Origin of the sequence: Streptosporangium sp. NPDC050284 (assembly GCF_044459525.1) — a bacterium.
Taxonomy (GTDB): domain Bacteria; phylum Actinomycetota; class Actinomycetes; order Streptosporangiales; family Streptosporangiaceae; genus Streptosporangium.
Window position 1 is genome coordinate 26,994 of record NZ_JBITIZ010000016.1, and the last position, 15,901, is coordinate 42,894.

9 protein-coding genes and 2 pseudogenes are annotated in these 15,901 nt (G+C 67.9%); 4 read left to right on the plus strand and 7 right to left on the minus strand.

Translation table 11 applies throughout. The features are described 5' to 3' along the window. Positions 1-133: 133 nt before the first annotated feature. Together ACIBH4_RS31125 and ACIBH4_RS31130 are read right to left on the minus strand one after the other, a co-directional pair. Positions 134-367, minus strand: coding sequence for a hypothetical protein (locus ACIBH4_RS31125; protein ID WP_362510136.1), 234 nt, complete (start codon positions 365-367; stop codon positions 134-136). Between the two features lie 291 nt (positions 368-658). After that, the gene (locus tag ACIBH4_RS31130) at positions 659-1,921 is read right to left on the minus strand and encodes a hypothetical protein (RefSeq protein ID WP_362510139.1); all 1,263 of its coding nucleotides are present in this window, start codon (positions 1,919-1,921) and stop codon (positions 659-661) included. A gap of 1 nt (position 1,922) precedes the next feature. Between ACIBH4_RS31130 and ACIBH4_RS31135 the strand changes: the two genes are divergently transcribed. After that, on the plus strand, positions 1,923-2,057 hold the full coding sequence (locus ACIBH4_RS31135) for a hypothetical protein (RefSeq protein WP_399173310.1): 135 nt from the start codon (positions 1,923-1,925) through the stop codon (positions 2,055-2,057). 23 nt (positions 2,058-2,080) lie between these two features. Here ACIBH4_RS31135 and ACIBH4_RS31140 read toward each other — a convergent pair whose 3' ends face one another. Beyond that, the gene (locus ACIBH4_RS31140) at positions 2,081-3,307 is read right to left on the minus strand and encodes a hypothetical protein (protein WP_362510141.1); all 1,227 of its coding nucleotides are present in this window, start codon (positions 3,305-3,307) and stop codon (positions 2,081-2,083) included. 679 nt (positions 3,308-3,986) lie between these two features. Here ACIBH4_RS31140 and ACIBH4_RS31145 point away from each other — a divergent pair. Further along, a pseudogene (locus tag ACIBH4_RS31145) lies at positions 3,987-4,172 on the plus strand (IS5/IS1182 family transposase); the annotation flags it as partial. Between the two features lie 56 nt (positions 4,173-4,228). On the opposite strand, the pseudogene ACIBH4_RS31150 reads toward ACIBH4_RS31145, so the two are convergent. Continuing rightward, a pseudogene (locus ACIBH4_RS31150) lies at positions 4,229-4,777 on the minus strand (transposase); the annotation flags it as partial. 286 nt (positions 4,778-5,063) lie between these two features. Beyond that, a complete protein-coding gene (gene fmdA / locus ACIBH4_RS31155; RefSeq protein WP_362510144.1) occupies positions 5,064-6,320 on the minus strand; it encodes a formamidase in 1,257 nt (418 codons plus the stop codon). A gap of 1,370 nt (positions 6,321-7,690) precedes the next feature. On the opposite strand from fmdA, the gene ACIBH4_RS31160 reads away from it, so the two are divergent. Further along, a complete protein-coding gene (locus ACIBH4_RS31160) occupies positions 7,691-7,903 on the plus strand; it encodes a hypothetical protein (RefSeq protein ID WP_362510147.1) in 213 nt (70 codons plus the stop codon). 261 nt (positions 7,904-8,164) lie between these two features. On the opposite strand, the gene ACIBH4_RS31165 is transcribed toward ACIBH4_RS31160, so the two are convergent. Continuing rightward, positions 8,165-11,557, minus strand: a complete 3,393-nt coding sequence (locus ACIBH4_RS31165; RefSeq protein WP_362764729.1) for a BTAD domain-containing putative transcriptional regulator — start codon at positions 11,555-11,557, stop codon at positions 8,165-8,167. A gap of 316 nt (positions 11,558-11,873) precedes the next feature. Here ACIBH4_RS31165 and ACIBH4_RS31170 point away from each other — a divergent pair, with 316 nt between their 5' ends. After that, entirely contained in the window at positions 11,874-14,063 is a 2,190-nt protein-coding gene (locus ACIBH4_RS31170) for a transglycosylase domain-containing protein (protein ID WP_362764726.1), read from the plus strand. 108 nt (positions 14,064-14,171) lie between these two features. Here the strand turns inward: ACIBH4_RS31170 and ACIBH4_RS31175 are convergent, their stop codons facing one another. After that, complete coding sequence (locus ACIBH4_RS31175) at positions 14,172-15,797, minus strand: helix-turn-helix domain-containing protein (protein WP_362510156.1); 1,626 nt, start codon at positions 15,795-15,797, stop codon at positions 14,172-14,174. Positions 15,798-15,901: the final 104 nt, after the last annotated feature.

Below are 15,901 nucleotides of genomic sequence, written 5' to 3' on the forward strand. Positions count from 1 at the left end.
TGAAAAAATGACCCCCGTTTCCGGGAAACGATCGGCTCATGGCGCGAAAAATGGGTCGGCGCTGAGCGCCGACCCCTTTCGGTCATTGCATGTCACACCCAAGTCCGCCGATCGTCCGGTGACGATGGTCATTTCAGGGAAGGCCGCGATCACGTTGCTCCACGGGGAGTGGTACATGCGCCAGGCGCAGGTACGGCCGGCGTTCACATAACCGGTGCACGGGTACGGAGGTGCCGTTGTCGTAGGCGGAGGTCACATCGGCGGCGTACACCTGGGTGTTGTCGCTGGGGTTCACGACCTCGACCGGGCCGCCGCTGTCGCCCTCGCTGATCGCGTTGGTGAACGCCCGCTGCTCGGCCCGGATCATGCCGGAGAGAAATCCTCCAGGGACGCTCGGAACATTGAGGGTCACACCCACCGTGATGACCCGGACGTTGCAGTTGGTCCCGGAATAGGCGCCAGAGGTGCAGACGAAAAGGCCGACGTAGGAATTCTGAGTGCCGGTCGCCGGGTTGCTGTATTCCGTGAATATGTTGCCGGCCGGATGAGGTCCTCCCTGCGGGAGTCGATGAAACGGAAGCGTTCGGGTGGAAGGACAAAGGGGACCGGAGCCTTGGCCCCGGTCCCGATCACTCGACTCAGAAAGGTGTCAGGTCGGTCATCCAGGGATGATGGCGATGCCGGGGAACGCCGTGGTCGCGTTGCTCCACGGGGAGTAGTAGATGCGCCAGGTGCAGACGCGGCCGGTGGGCCGGTAGCCGGTGCAGGGGACCTGGGTGCCGTAGTCGGTGGCGGTGATGGTGCCGACGGCGTAAACCTGGTTGGTGTTGGCCGGGTTGGTGACCTCGACCGGGCCGCCGCTGTCGCCGCCGCCGGCCGCGTTGGTGAACGCCTGCTGCTCGGCGCGGACGGTGCCCTGGATCAGCCAGCCCACGTTGATCGTGACGTTGACCGCAGTGATCTTGATGGTGCAGTTGGTGCCGGAGAAGCCGCCGGAGGTGCAGACGAACTGGCCGACGATCGAACTGGTGGTGCCGACCACGCTGCTGCTGAACTCCGTGGCGACGCTGTTGACGGGGTTGTTGAAGACTCGGCCCCCGGCATTGGTGTCGATGAGGAGCACGTCACGGGAGGAGTTGCTGTGCGTGACGGTGCCGATGACCTGGCCGGTGGGGTCCGCAGCGGTCTGGCCGACCGACGCGCAGTGCGCCGAGGTCAGCATCTTGGGGACGCCCTGGTAGGTCACCGCGAAACCGGTCGTGCAGGCGGGTGACGGAGTGCCCCACACCGAACCGCCCCACCACGGCGGGCTGTCGTTCCAGCGGCTGGCGACCTTGGGTTGCACACCGTGCTCAAGGGTGACCGGCACCGCCGCGTCGGAGATCGCCGTGCGGGTCGCGCCGGCCGAGGCAGTGGTGGCCTTCAGGCCCGAGCCGTCCTGAAGGGGCTCGATGGAGGTGATCAGATCGCGGTTTGCCCGGATGAGGCGATTCGCCTCGCCCTCCAGCTCACGCGCCGAGTACCGCGCCGGCAGCACGCTGATCGCCACGTCGCGCCGCAACCGGCCCACGAGGTCGTTGATCGCCTTGGCGGGCTTGCCCTTCCAGTACACGCGCAGTTCGCGGTTCTCCGGCGCCGCGACGACGCCCGCGTAGCCGTCGCCGTCGCCCGCCAGTGCGGCGGTGATCCGGTCGGCGGCCTTGACCATCTTCTGCTGATCGAGCAGCAGGTCCTTCCACGAGGCGTAGCCACCCGGCACCGGTCCGGTGTGCTCCACGGATCCCGTGGTCCAGGGCTTGGCCGGGTCCGGTGCGCCGGCGGCCTGGGCGGTGCCCATCCCGGCGACGGCGATCATGACGCCGACCGCCGTGGCCAGGTAACGGAATCGAGTTGACCTGCGGGTTCTCAGGGGGATGTGCACTTTGGATTCTCCTAAGCGACGTCCTCGGCACTTCCGGCAAGCGACGGCCGATCAGTACTTCGTCCACGTCGGCTGGGGCCTGGCCGGCCGCGTGCGGGCGACGATCAGGGACCGGCGCCTGCGCACCGGCCCCTGATCGCTCGAATCAGATCTCGTCGATCATCCGAGGACGATGGCGATACCGGGGAACGCGGCGGTCGCGTTGCTCCACGGCGAGTAGTACATCCGCCAGGCGCAGACGCGGCCGCTGGTCACGTAGCCGGTGCAGGACACCGCGGTGCTGCTGTCGATCGCGGTGTTGACGCCCGCCGCGTACACCTGGGAGGTGTTGGCCGAATTGATGACCTCCACCGAGCCGCCGCTGTCGCCCTGGCCGACCGCGTTGGTGCGCGCCGACTGCTCGGCCCGCACCGTGCCCGTGATCAGGTAGCCCACATTGATCGTGACATTGACCTGCTGCACCTGGATGCTGCAGTTGGTGCCCGAGTACGCGCCGGAGGTGCACACCCACAGGCCCACGTAGGAACTGGAGGTGCCGATGACCGGGTTGCTGAACTCCGGCGAGGTGGAGCCGGGGTTGTTGTTGAAGACCCGGCCCGCGGAGGTGCCGTTGATCAGCAGCACGTCAAGGCCGTCGTTGTCCGGCGAGATCGAGCCGATCACCTGGCCGGTCGGGTCGGTGGCCGTCTGACCGGCGTTGCCGCAGTGGCCCGCGGACAGCATCCTGCTCGTCCCGCCGTAGGTGACGGCGAAGCCCGTCGAGCAGCCGCCGCCGGTACTGGCGTTACGCCAGGCCGCGCCGCCCCACCAGGGCGGGGAGTCGTCCCAGCGGGTGGTCAGCGTCGGCTTGACGCCGGCCTCCACGGTGACCGGCACCGCCGAGTCGGCGACCTTCGAGCGGGTGAGGCCGTGGTCGGCGCCCGATACCGTGAGGCCCGAGCCGTCGACGTTCGGCGCGATCGCCGTGATCGCGTCACCGGACGTGCGGATCAGGCGGTTCATTTCCCGCTCCAGCTCGCGGGCCGAGTAGGCGGCGGACAGGACGCTGACGGGCACCTCTTGGCGCACCTGGCCCAACAGGTCGCGGACGGACTTGGGGGTGTTCCCCTTCCAGTAAACGCGGAGCTCATGGTTCTCCGGCGCGGCCACGATGCCGGCGAACCCGGCACCGCCCTGAGCCTTGACCGCGGCGGTGACGCGGTCGGCGGCCTTGACCAGTTTCTCCTGGGTGGCCAGCAGGTCCTTCCAGGAGGCGAAACCGCCCGGGATCGCGCCGGCCGGCTCGATGGGCCGGGTGGTGGTGTCCTTGACGGGGGCGGGGGCGGGGGCCGCGACGGCCTGCCCGGCGCTCATCCCGACAAGGACGAGGGCGGCGCTGAGCGCCACTGCCAGACGACGAGGGGATCGTGGGGATCTTGTGGTGGTTGGGGGGATTTCCACCGGAATGCTCCTCTGTGACTCGCTTGTTCGGATGCATCCGGTATTCCATGCATTAAGTGGTTAATCAATGACTTGACTCTTGTTATTGAGACTGGTAAAGCATCGGCCTCATGCTGGTTTTCCGGCTTTGTGTCCACGGGGAAGTGATAGCGCTAACTGTGACTTGACCTGCGGGTATGGATTTACAGACCGTCATAATTCCAGCCAATAGCACATGTCATTAGTTGTCCGCTTTTGGACATGGCGGAAAAGCGATGATCATCGATTTAGGGCGCCCCTGGGCAGCCCGGCGTATAAGAAAGCCGTTACCGGCAGGTAGACCTGGCCCACTGGCCTCGATGTTTCGTGAGGGTGTTTTGGGTCGCGTACTGAGCGCTTTTCAGCCTGCTTCATGGATCTGCGGGACGTGAATTGCTTGATCGGCCGGCCTGCTCTTTTGGACGGCAGCGTGACTTCCGCAGTATCCGCCGACTCTTCAGCTGCGCACTGAACGTTTTTCATCCCCCTGTGACGGTCTGGCTGATCACGGAGTGGCCGCAGACTCGGTGTTTGCCTGACGAATGTGGAAAGCTCCTGGTAGACGGGTTGATCACCACAACCAGGCCGTCGGAACCAAGAGCTTCGAGTGCTTTTCCAGCGCGCCGCCGTGGGTTTGTCGCGTTCGACGCTGAACTACGTGGCTGGGCTGATACGCCGGCGGCGCAAAGCGATCGGGTCGCTCTGGCGCCGGCTCAACCCCGGACAGCAGGCCATGCCAGTCCTGGTCCACCTGCGCAGGGGGGAGACGTTCGCCGAGGTCGCAGCCGGATTCGGCAGGTGATCACCGATCTGCTCCACCGCGACCGCCAGGGCAAGCTTTCCGGTCTGCACGGCCTCGGAAGCGGTGGGCAGTGTCTCGTAGTCGCGGGCCAGGCGGCGGTGGTGCGTGAGCGGCCGAAGGTGCGCTCGACGACCCACCGGCGAGGCAGGACGATGAATCCGCGAGTGGCGGGGTCTTGGGACACGACCTGGGCATCGATGCCGAGGGTGGCGGCATGGTCGATGAAGTGCGTGCGGTGGCCGCCATCGATCCAGGCTCTGGCCGGTGGCGAGTTGGTTGAGCAGGGGTGTGCCGGCGACCGAGTCCTGCACGTCGGTGGCGGTGACCAGGACGGCGAGCAGTAAGCCGAGCGTGTCGGTGGCGATGCTGCGTTTGCGGCCGACGATCTTCTTGGCCGCGTCTGTGCCCTGGCCGGTGGCAGGGACGTTGGTGGAGGTCTTGACGCTTTGCGCGTCGATCACGCACGCCGATGCTTCGGGGTTGCGTCCTTCGGCCTGGCGTACCTGGCGGCGGGCGCGCCAGGCGGTCAGGACGGGTTCGATCAGCTGTCGGCGGGCATCGGGCAGATCGCTGGGACAAGGGGGAGGTCCAGCCATGGCAGTGGTCTATCGCCGACCAGATCGTCGAGCCCAGAGACTTGCAGGTCGAGCCCAGAGACTTGCAGGTCACGACAACGAACTACAGCGCCACCGCCAGCCACAAAAAACCCACGACGGATCATCTTTAAACCAGACGGGAGAAAAGCCGTAGATCACTGTCGCATCCACACCAGATGTCACTATGGGTACCGACTTTCCCAGACGTTTCACTCCCTGTACTTTCCGCTGCTTGCAGAAACAAGCACAAAACACCCTACTTATCAGCCAAACGCTCTCTGAGAGGTCAGCCGAAGGCGGCGTGTGGTGCGCTGGTGCCCTGGGGTACGCGGAACGGGCCGGACGCGCCGGGGCGGATGTCGAAGTCGAAGATCGCGGTTGGCAGGTAGACGGTGGCGCAGGAGTTGGGAATGTCCACCACCCCCGACAGCCGGCCCTCGATCGGCGCGGCGCCGAGCAACAGGTATGCCTGTTCGGGGCTGTAGCCGAACGCCGTCAGGTAGTCGATCGCGTGCAGGCAGGCCCGCTGGTAGGCCAGCTGCGAGTCGAGATAGCGCTGCTCGCCGTCCAGGGTGACGGACACCCCGGAGAAGGCGAGCCACTCGCTGTACTGGGGGGCGGTGCGGCCCGGCATGAAGATGGCGTTCTCGTCGACGCGGTACGTCCGCATGCCCTCTTTGATGACGTCGACCCGCAGGTCGATGAAGCCGCCCATCTCGATGGCACCGCAAAAGGTGATCTCGCCGTCGCCCTGCGAGAAGTGCAGGTCGCCGACCGACAGGTTCGCACCGGATACGTACACCGGGTAGAACACGCGGGATCCCCGGGTGAGGTTTTTGATGTCCTGGTTGCCGCCGTTTTCTCGCGGTGGCGCGGTGCGGGCCGCCTCGGCTGCGATTCGGTCGAACTCGGAGGAGGAGACAGAGCCGAGGATGGCGTCCTGAGGCTCGGGAGGCAGGGCCAGCGGCGGCACTCTCTCCGGGTCTGTGGCCCTCAGCGCCGACTCTCGCGTGTTCCACTTCGACAGCAGCGCCGCTGACGGCGCGGTGCCCATGAGTCCGGGGTGGGTGATGCCGGTGAACGACACCGCCGGGATATGGCGTGATGTGGCGATCTGACCGGAGAAGTCCCAGACCGCCTTGTAGGCGTCGGGGAACTGCTCGGTGAGGAACCCACCGCCGTTCTTGGTGGGGAAGATCCCGGTGTAACCCCAGCCTTGACCGGCCAGCGGGCCGCTGTCCTCCTGGGAGATGGGCCCCAGGTCGAGGATGTCCACGACCAGCAGGTCACCCGGCTCGGCCCCCTCGACCGCGAACGGGCCGCTGAGCGCGTGCACCGTCGTCATCGGGGCATCGCGGATGTCCTCGGCGGAGTCGTCGTTGTGGATCGCACCGTCGAACCACTCCCGACAGTGGACCCGGAAGCTGTCGCCGGGCTTTACCCGTGCCACAGGCGGGATCTCGGGGTGCCAGCGGTTGTGACCGATCTTGGCCTGGTCGGTGAACCTTCTGGATGAGTCGAGCGGGAAAATCAGCTCCGGCACGGTTCGGATTCCTTTCGGCGCTGTGAGACAGAGACGGTCACGGCCGCGGCAGGCGGCTGGTAGCGGGATGGGCGGTCACCGCGCGTCCGGTGCGGCGCCGCGGCAGGGACGTGACGACTTCGGGCTCGTGGGCGCTGCGCTCCGCGCGCTGCAACAGGGTGGACACGGCGTCCGGGGAGCGCGCCAGCATCGGCGCCGAGAACATCCGAAGCGAGACCGCGCCGCAGTCTGGGCACCGCACCGCGGCGGATGCCGTTCCGATCGGAAAAGTGACCTCAATTTCGGAGCAGTAAGGGCACCGATAGGCATATACCGTCATAGCGTGCGCCCTTCGAGCGGCTTCGAACCGGTCCTCTTCGGTCGTGCATCCCTCTCTGTCGCTGTGACCTGGGAAAACAGTCTCAGAGTCGGATGTATTCGCAATTTAACGCGTGAATGGAATGCAATCCATCTCGCTTCCGTCAACTTGCCCGCACAGTAAGGTAGATACCTTGGTCTCCGGGCAAAAGTGCGAGGATATGTTCCCTTGCGATAAACGCATAAATATATTTCTGTTTGCCGACCGCCCCTCCTGGAGCGGGTGGCCGGCTACCTGCGAGGTTCCCCGGTAGCCCGGCACCGGCGCTGACTCCGGCCGCCCGACATCCGTCGTGCCGGCCTTGAGCCAAGCGATAGTCGGCCCGATGTGCTCCAAGCCGCGCGCCGAACCGTCCGATCGGCTCTCGCCACACGGAGAGAAGTCCCTGGTCCCGTCAAAACGACGGGACCAGGGACTTCTTCGAGAGTCCGAGCCATCTGTTTCTTTGTCCGCTCAGCCGATCCACCGCTTTCCCGTTCGAACCCGAAGGTACGCGGTGGATCGCAGCTGGTTCGCGGCCCCGTTGCAAACCAGACTGTCTCTCCGATGCCGGCCCGGGTCCTGCGGGAGATCCGAGCCGGCACGACGGTGGCCGGTCCGGGTCCCGCGGCGGAACCGGGCCGGCACGAGGGCGCCGGTCCGAGCCCTGCGGGAGATCCGAGCCGACGCCGTGGTGCTGTGAAGGATTCTGCGGTGACCCGGTATAGCGGCGGTATAGCAGCCGCGCATCGCGCGTCCTCGTCGTCGGCCCGCAGGTCGAAGCCGTTCTCGCCGGACTGTTTCCGGCTCCGGGTTCCGGCTTCGAAGTCCTGGCCGGAAAACGGGGTCGAGGCGCTGCCGGGAAAGTCGGGATGGTCGGGAACCATGGGCGCGGGGGGTCTCGCCAAGGTTCCGCTTCCCGGAAAACCGCCGCTGAGCAGGTGATATACAGCCGATATACATGTGCTCCATACTCTGGCGCAGCGTTTCGCTAGCGGGGCCTGGCGGCGCGTCGAGCAAGGAGACACTCATCATGTTGCGTAAGCGCTGGGCGACGCTCGCGATGCTGACCGTATTGGCCACGTCACTGTCCACCGCGGTTGTCGGTTTGTCCGCTCACAGTGCGGCCGCCGAGGTTCCTCCCCTCGAATATCCCGAGCCGTACGACTGGTTCAGGCCCGTCATCGCCGAGAACCGGTCTGGTCCGGCCATGGACGACTGCTACCTCTACGGCATCTGTCCCTGATCCGAACCAGTGGAGAGCCTGCCGTCCTCCGGGGAAGGACGTCGGCTGCGCGGTTTCGCCGCGTTCGCCGACGTCGAGGACGCGCATTCTCCGCTCCAGGGTGCGGGAACGGCCCAGGGCACGGGAAAAACCCAGGGTATGGAGAAGGTCCGGGGTACGGGAGGGGCCCGGGGCAGGGGAACGACCCGGAGGGCGGGGACGGCCCGAGGCGCGGGGACGGTTCGGAGTAGAGGAAGGGCCCGAGGCGCGGGAACGCCGGGATCAGCCGGTCAACTCCCGCGAGAAGGGGGCCCCGATCTCCGCGTAAAGCTCCGTGGCGAGGCGTTCCTGGGTTTCCGCGGTGGTCGTGTCGCCGTTGTCATGCGAGATCGCGGAGAGTACGACCCAGGTCTGGGCCTCGCCCATCCGGTGCCCGGTCGCCCGGTGGTTGTCCAGGGCTCGACGGCCGTACTTCTCGGCTTCCGTCAGGAGTCCCCGCCGGTGGCAGGCGTAGGCGAGCACAGTGAGCGCCCGTCCTTCGACGACGCGGAAATGAGGTTCGCCGACAAGTTCCAGCGCCTGCTCGGCGAGGTCGGCGGCGGCTGTGTGGTCGCCCGAGCGGTGGTGGGTGATGCCCAGCGCGAGGAGCGCCTCGCCCACGAGGTGGCGGGCGTTGATCTCCCTGGCGATGCCCAGCGCGGTCCGGTGGAGACGCAGGGCCTCCTCGGGGTTCCCGGAGTGGTCACGGATGGAGGCGAGCGTGTTCATCGCCTGGACCTCGGTGAATCGGTCGCCGATGTCCACCGCTATCCCCAGCGCGGCCTCGGCGGTGTCGTGGGCCTGCTCCAGCCGGCCGGAGTCACGGCGTACCAGGGCGAGCCACGCCAGCGTGTCGGCCTCGAGGTATCGGTCGCCGAGTTCCCGGTGACGGGCGAGGGCGGTGGTGAGGTGGTCGGCGGAGGCGGCGAGGTGGCCGAGTTGGTGGTGGAGTTCGCCGATGGTGGTCATCGCGACCGCTTCGGCTCTCGGCGCCGAGGTCTCGCGGATCAGCGTCAACGCCTGGACGGCGTGGTCGAGCCCTTCGCGGAGCCGGCCGGACTGTCTGCAGGCGTTCGCGAGGTTGTTCAGGATCTTGGCGCGTGTCTGCTCGGAGCCGAGACGGTCGTGGAGTTCGAGCGCTCTGGACAGAGGGCGGGTGGCTTCGTCGGGGAGGCCGACGAACATGAACGTGGTGCTCAGATTGCTCAGGGCGCTCGCCTCGCCCTGCGTCCATCCCGTCTCGTGGCTGAGGGCGACCGCCCTGTTCAGGTAGGCGATCGAACGGTTGTAGCGGGCGAGGCAGTGGTAGGCGTGGGCGAGGTTCAGGAACGCGGACGCCATCGCCCGCCGGTCCCGTTCCGCGTGGGCCGCGGCGAGTGCGGCACGGCCGGTGGCGAGCCAGTCGACCATGCGTCTGGAGAAGTTGTGGTAGCCGCGAAGCCTGTCTGCCAGGAGCCAGGCCATGGGTCTGGGACCGTGCCGGACCGCGTGATCGATCGCCGCGACCACGTTGTGGTGTTCGGCGCTCAACCACGCCATGGCGGCGGCGGGGTTGTCGATGGCCGGCTTCCGTGGGGTGGCGGGGGTGTCGACGGTCGCCGTTCGTGCCGCGGCCGGGTCGTCGATGGCCGCCTGTGCCGCGGCCGGGTCGCCGACGGTCGCCGTTCGCATGGTGGCGGGGGTGTCGACGGCCGCGGTCCGTGTCACGATCCCGTCGGGCGCGGGGAGCTGGAGCATGTCCGGGTAGAGCACCTTCGCGGCGTCGCCGGCCATTGACAGGTACCACTCGAACAGCCTGCCCGTCGCCTTCGTCCGTTCCTCCTCGCCGTCCTCGGCGGACGAGAGGTCGTCGGCGTATCGGCGGAGCAGGTCGTGCACGGTGAAGCGGCCGGGGCCGTGCTGGTCGACCAGGTGGACGTCGGTGAGCCGATCCAGCGCCGCCGCCGCCTCCTGCTCGGAGACGTCCGCGAGGGCCGCCGCCGCGGCCGGGGTGAAGTCGGGGGACGCGACCGGCCCGAGCCGCCGGAAGATCCGTCGCACGTGCTCGGGCAGGAGCCGGTACGACAGGTCGAAGGTGGCGCGGACGGCGGTCTCCTCGTCGCCGTCGATCGTGAGCGCGTTCACCGGACTGCCGGTGCCGAGTTCCGTGACGTAGTCCCTGATCGGGAAGTTCGGGCGGTCCAGCAGGCGCGCCGCCGCTATGCGCAGCGCGAGGGGCAGGTGGGCGCACACCTCTCCCAGCCTGGCGACGGCCTCGGGTTCGGCCCGTACGCGGTTCGCGCCGAGAAGGTGGCCGAACAGGGCTTCGGTCTCGGCAGGGGCGAGCGTGTCGAGGGTGATGCGCTGGGCGCCCTCGCGGACGACCAGCCCGGTGAGCCGGTCGCGGCTGGTGACGAGCACCGCGCAACCGGCGTTGCCCGGCACCAGGGGCCGGACCTGTTCCGCCGAGCTCGCGTTGTCCAGCAGGATGAGGATCCGCCGTCCCGCCATGAGCGAGCGGTAGCGCGCGGCGGCCTCCGTCGCCTCGACGGGAACCTGTCCCGGCGAGACGCCCAGCGCCCGGAGGAAACCGGCGAGCGCGTCCGCGGGGTGTACCGGGGCTCCGGGCGAATACCCCCGCAGGTTGAGGTAGAGCTGCCCGTCGGGGAACCTGTCGGCCACCCGGTGCGCCCACCGCACCGCGAGGGCGGTCTTGCCGACGCCTCCCATCCCGGTGATGGCCGAGATGGTGATCGGGTCGGTGGCGCCACCGGGCAGCATCCTGTCCAGAGCCTCGAACGCGTCCTCACGCCCGATGAAGCCGGGGATGTTCGTGGGCAGTTCCCTGGGCACCGGCGGTGTCGTACGGGTGGCGTCCGACACCGTGGCCGTCGTCGCGGGCGCGGCGCGCTCGGGTGCGGGGGGCCGGTCGTCACCGCGAAGGATGTCCTGGTGCAGCCGCTGGAGCGCGGGGCCCGGTTCCACACCGAGCTGCTCGTGGAGCAGGGCGCGTGTCTGCTGGAAGACCTCCAGTGCCTCGGCCTGGCGACCGCTGCGGTTCAGCGCGACCATGAGGTGGGCGCGCAACCCCTCGTGGTACGGGTGCGCCAGCGCGAGCCGGGTCAGTTCGCCGATCAGTTCGCCGTGCCTGCCCAGGGCGAGTTCCGCCTCCGCCCACCGCTCGTGGGTGACGAGCCGGAGTTGTTCCAGCTGCGCCGCCTCCTCGGAGATCGGTTCGCAGTCGCCGAACTCGGCGAACGCCGGACCTCGCCACAGGTCGATGGCGTCGCGCAGGATGCGGCCGGCCCTCGCGGGGTCGGCGTCAAGTGTCCGGCTTCCCTCGGCGGCGAGCCTACGGAAGCGGGTGGAGTCCAGGCCGTCGCCGGTGACGATCGTGTATCCGCCCGGCTGCCGGATGATGCGGTCGTTGCCGAGCACGCTCCGCAGCCGATGCACGTACAGCTGGATGTTGCGTCGTGCGGAGGCCGGAGGACTGTCGTTCCAGACGGTGGTGACGAGCTGGTCGACCGAGACCGTCTGCCCGGCTCCGCGGGCGAGGAGGACGGCGAGCACGAGCCGGGGCTTGTACGCGGCACCGACGAAGACCTCCTGGCCGGCGTGGGTCACCTGAAGCGGTCCCAGCACCTGGAACTCCATCAATGGCCACCCCGCTTCCTGGCTTCACGTGGTGGCCGGCCTTCGGGTTCGACGGCCCCGATCGTCTCTCGGAGGGCGTCGGTGTCCATGAGGCGTGATCATGGCATTTACCACCATCCGTGTACAGCTCATCCTGATGTGTGAAACAGCACCTCGCGCACCTCGGCACTGCGGTTGTGGTGCGAACCCAGCGGAAAACCGTGCCCGGATGACCGGGCATCTCCCGCCACGGTGACCGGGAACGACTGCCGCGAGGGCGGTCGGGTATCGCGGATTACGGCGAGGAGCACCTGGAAAATCCCATAATCTATGGCTTATGTCTGAACGGGGTGAAGGACAGTCAGGGGTCGCGTCCAGTGTCGGGCGTCTCGCCGCCATCGCGGCGGCGGCGGGTCTGCTGGTCGCGGGGATCGCACTACCGGCGGTGGGAGGCGCGGGCCTCGGCATCGTGTCGGCGACCAACGAGCTGAACCTCAGGCCTGAGGATCTCAAGGAACCTCCGCCGGCGGAGGTCACGGTCGTGCAGGACGTCAAGGGCAACGAGATCGCGCGGTTCTACGAGGAGTACCGCAAGGTCGTCAAGATCGACCAGGTCGCCGAGATCATGAAGACGGCGATCATCTCGATCGAGGACTACCGCTTCTACCAGCACGGTGCGATCGACCTTGAGGGCACGATCCGCGCGTTCGCCAAGAACCTGCACGCGGGCGGGGTGAGCCAGGGCGGCTCCAGCATCACCCAGCAGTACGTCAAGCAGGTCCTGCTCAACTCCGCGGCCACCGACGAGGAGAAGGACAAGGCGCTGGAGGCCAGCTACGCGCGCAAGCTCAACGAACTGCGCTACGCGATGGCCGTGGAGGAGAAGTACTCCAAGGACGAGATCCTGGAGAAGTATCTGAACATCGCCTACTTCGGCGCGGGCGCCTACGGCGTGGAGGCGGCGGCGGACCGGTTCTTCGGCGTCACGGCCGCGAAGCTCACCCTGCCGCAGGCGGCGACGCTGGCCGGCGCCGTGCAGGACCCCAACGCCACCGACCCCAACCTGGGCAAGAAGTATCGCGACCGGTTGCTGCACCGGCGCAACGTCGTGCTCGACCGGATGGCCGAGCTGGGCAAGATCACCCCGGAAGAGGCGAACAAGGCGAAGAAGGCGAAGCTCGGTTACAAGGGGACGAAGCTTCCCGGCGGTTGCGAGTCCAGCAAGTACCCGTACTTCTGCATCTACGTCCGTCAGGAAATCCTGAACAACCCCGACTTCGGCAAGACGGCCAAGACCAGAGGGCAGTTCCTCAACCGCGGTGGCCTGACGATCAGGACCACGCTCGACCCGTCCATGCAGGCGGCGGCGGACAGGGCGATCAGGAAGTGGGTCTTCGCCTCCGACAACCCGGTGGCGGCCGAGGCGTTGGTCCAGCCGGGCACCGGGGCGATCAAGGCCATGGCGGCGAGCAGGAAGTACGGCGGGGACGAGGACAAGAAGGAGATGTCCTACAACGTCGTCGCGGACGCCGCGCACGGCGGCGGTGTCGGCTTCCAGGCAGGCTCGACCTTCAAGACGTTCACGCTGCTCACCGCACTGAAGCAGGGCATGAAGGTGAACGACGGCTTCAGCGCCGGTGCCGGTTTCCGCGCCTCGGGCTACTCGGCGTTCAAGAACTGCAAGGGCGAGAACATCGGCGACCCGAACCACACCGTCACCAACGACGAGGGCGCCCCCGGCTGGAAGACCCTGCAGACCGGCACCTGGAGTTCGGTGAACACGTTCTTCATGGAGTTGGAGCAGCGCGTCGGGCTCTGCGAGACGATCAAGACCGCGAAGTCGCTGGGCATCCACCGCTCCGACGGTCTCAAGCTCCTTGAGTACTCGACGTTCACGCTCGGCACCAACGAGATGGACCCGGTGACCGTGGCCAACGCGTACGCCGCGATCGGCGCGCGCGGCAAGTACTGCGCGCCGATGGCGATCACCCGGATCACCGACAGGAACGGCAAGGTCACCGACTACAAGCCCAAGTGCCGCCAGGCCCTCGACCCCGAGGTCGCCGACGCGGCGGCCCACGTGCTGTCCGGCGTGTTCACCAAGGGCACGATGCGAGCCGTCGGCGGCATCGGCCGCGACGCGGCGGGCAAGACCGGCACCACCGACAGCTACGCCACCGCGTGGTTCGCCGGGTTCACCCCGGACCTGGCCGGCGCGGTCAGCATCGGTGACCCGCGCGGCTCGCAGAAGTACAAGCTGAACGGCGTCACGATCGGCGGCCGTTACTACGGTTCGGTCGTCGGCGCCAGCATCTCGGGCCCGATCTGGAAGGAAACGATGCTGGCGGCGCTGAAGAACGTCGATCCGACGTCCTTCACCCCGCTCAACACGGAGCGGTTCGGCGGGTGCGGCCAGAGCTGCCAGCCCGCGCCGCCTCCGTCGAACAACGACGGCCCCGACAACAACGCCGACGGCCCCGACGGCGGCGGCGATGAAGTGCAGGTCCCCATCGGCCAGGGCGAGTAACGGCCGGCGGCCGAGCGGGGTCGGGGCGGCCGTCCCGACCCCGCTCGGAGCGCATCGGTCAGGCGTCGCCGGACCCTTCGTCCCGGGCCCAGCTCGGGAGCGCGTCGATCAGGCGTCGCCGGACCCTTCGTGGCGCCACAGGCGCAGTTGCAGGTCGAGCACCACCCTGTCGTCGGGGTCGTCGAGGCGGTAGCCGCCCACCTGTTCCAGCCGTGCCACGCGATAGCGAACGGTGTTGGGGTGCACGAGCAGTGAACGCGCCGTGGCGCCCACGTCGCCGAGTGCGCCGAGGTAGGCGGCGACGGTGTCGATGAGGCTGCTGCCGTGGCTCCGGTCGTATTTGACCAGGCGGCGGAACCGGTCGTCGGCCAGCAGATCCGTCTCTCCCAGAGTCGTGAGCGCCTCCGACAGCAGCACCGCCGTGCGCTGGCCGTCGAGACTGATCACCGGTCGGTCGGGGGTATGAGCGACGGTCTCGCACACGCGGTCGGCCTCCGCGCGGGCCGCGGCCACGGTCGGCACCGACAGGGACGAGGCGATCGCCGCACGGAAGGTGGCTCCCCGGTGCCGCTCGAACGCCGCCAGGGTGCGGCGGGCCCACTTCAGGTAGCGGTCCACCTCGACCTGGCCGGGGAGGACGGCGTACAGGCGGAGCCCGACCGGGGCGACCATCGACTCGTCGCGGACGGAGTGGGCGTGCACCGTCAGCATCGTCACCGCCTCGGTGGAGGACAGCCACTGGCGCGCGTCGGCGTCACCGACCGCCTCGAAGGCGACCACGGCGAACTCCTGGGGAGCGTCGAGGCTCAACTGCCGCACGAACCCGGTCTCGTCGCGTTGGGAGCCGGGGGCGAGCATACGCTGGACGAACTCGGTGCCCATGGTGTGGATGAGACGGCTCTGGCCGACGAGTCGCGCGGCGAAGATCGAGGCCGCGACGAGGTGCTCCTCGGTCTGTTGGGAGAAGGGCCGGTTCGTCTCCTGCATCCAGATGGTGCCGAGGTACTCGCCGGACCGCGGATCGTGCATGCCGACCCCGAGCCTGCGCCGGAATCCGTCCTTCTCGTTCAGCGTCACCGTGGCACGAGGGCGCCGTAGCCGGTCGTAGACCCGCATGGCCTGCAGTTCCGCCATGTGTTCCGCCGGGGGTTCGCGCCCGAGGATGGTGAGACGCCGGATGTCGTCGGCCTGGTCGCTGTAGGGGGAGAAGGCGAGCACCCGTCCCTGCACGTCTTCGATGGAGATCAACGTGCCGGTCATCATGCCGAGCGCCTTGGCCAGTCCGAAGAGGTCGTTGTGCTCGCCGAGCGCGGGACCGGTCCTTCGTGCGAGCCGCTCGTATCCATCGGATTCCTGGACGAAGCGTTCGACCACGGTGACCAGACGCCACCACGGCGTCCGGTCGGTGATCCCGATGACCGGGACCGGGAGTTCGCGCAGCGACCGCGGGTCGGCGTCCTTGAGCTTCACGACGAGCGCTCCGGGCCGGTGGCGGGCGAGATCGGCGGCCGCCGCGACCGCGTCAGGGCCGCGGACGCCGAGGAGCAGGACGACGGCGCCGTCCATCTCGTGGTCATCGGGCGGGGGCATTCCGTCGGACACGTCGAGGGTGACGCAGCCGCCGATGGGGACGTCCAGGCCGCCGGGTGCGTGGACCACCGACACGAAGGGGTCGCGCACGACGTCGAGGAGTTCGGCCAGGGTGGATGACCAGCGCGGATACGCAGATTTCACAGGACTCCGCACTCTGTGACATGGATGTTATCTACTTGGCCAACTATCTATCAAACAGGACAAAAATATATACATCCCCACAAAGCTTGTGAACAGTTCGGCGT

Coding starts and splice junctions, on each gene's coding strand:
- ACIBH4_RS31125 (WP_362510136.1), bottom strand. CDS start 367: ATGATCCGGGCCGAGCAGCGGGCGTTCACCAACGCGATCAGCGAGGGC.
- ACIBH4_RS31160 (WP_362510147.1), top strand. CDS start 7,691: ATGTTGCGTAAGCGCTGGGCGACGCTCGCGATGCTGACCGTATTGGCC.
- ACIBH4_RS31165 (WP_362764729.1), bottom strand. CDS start 11,557: ATGGAGTTCCAGGTGCTGGGACCGCTTCAGGTGACCCACGCCGGCCAG.
- ACIBH4_RS31170 (WP_362764726.1), top strand. CDS start 11,874: ATGTCTGAACGGGGTGAAGGACAGTCAGGGGTCGCGTCCAGTGTCGGG.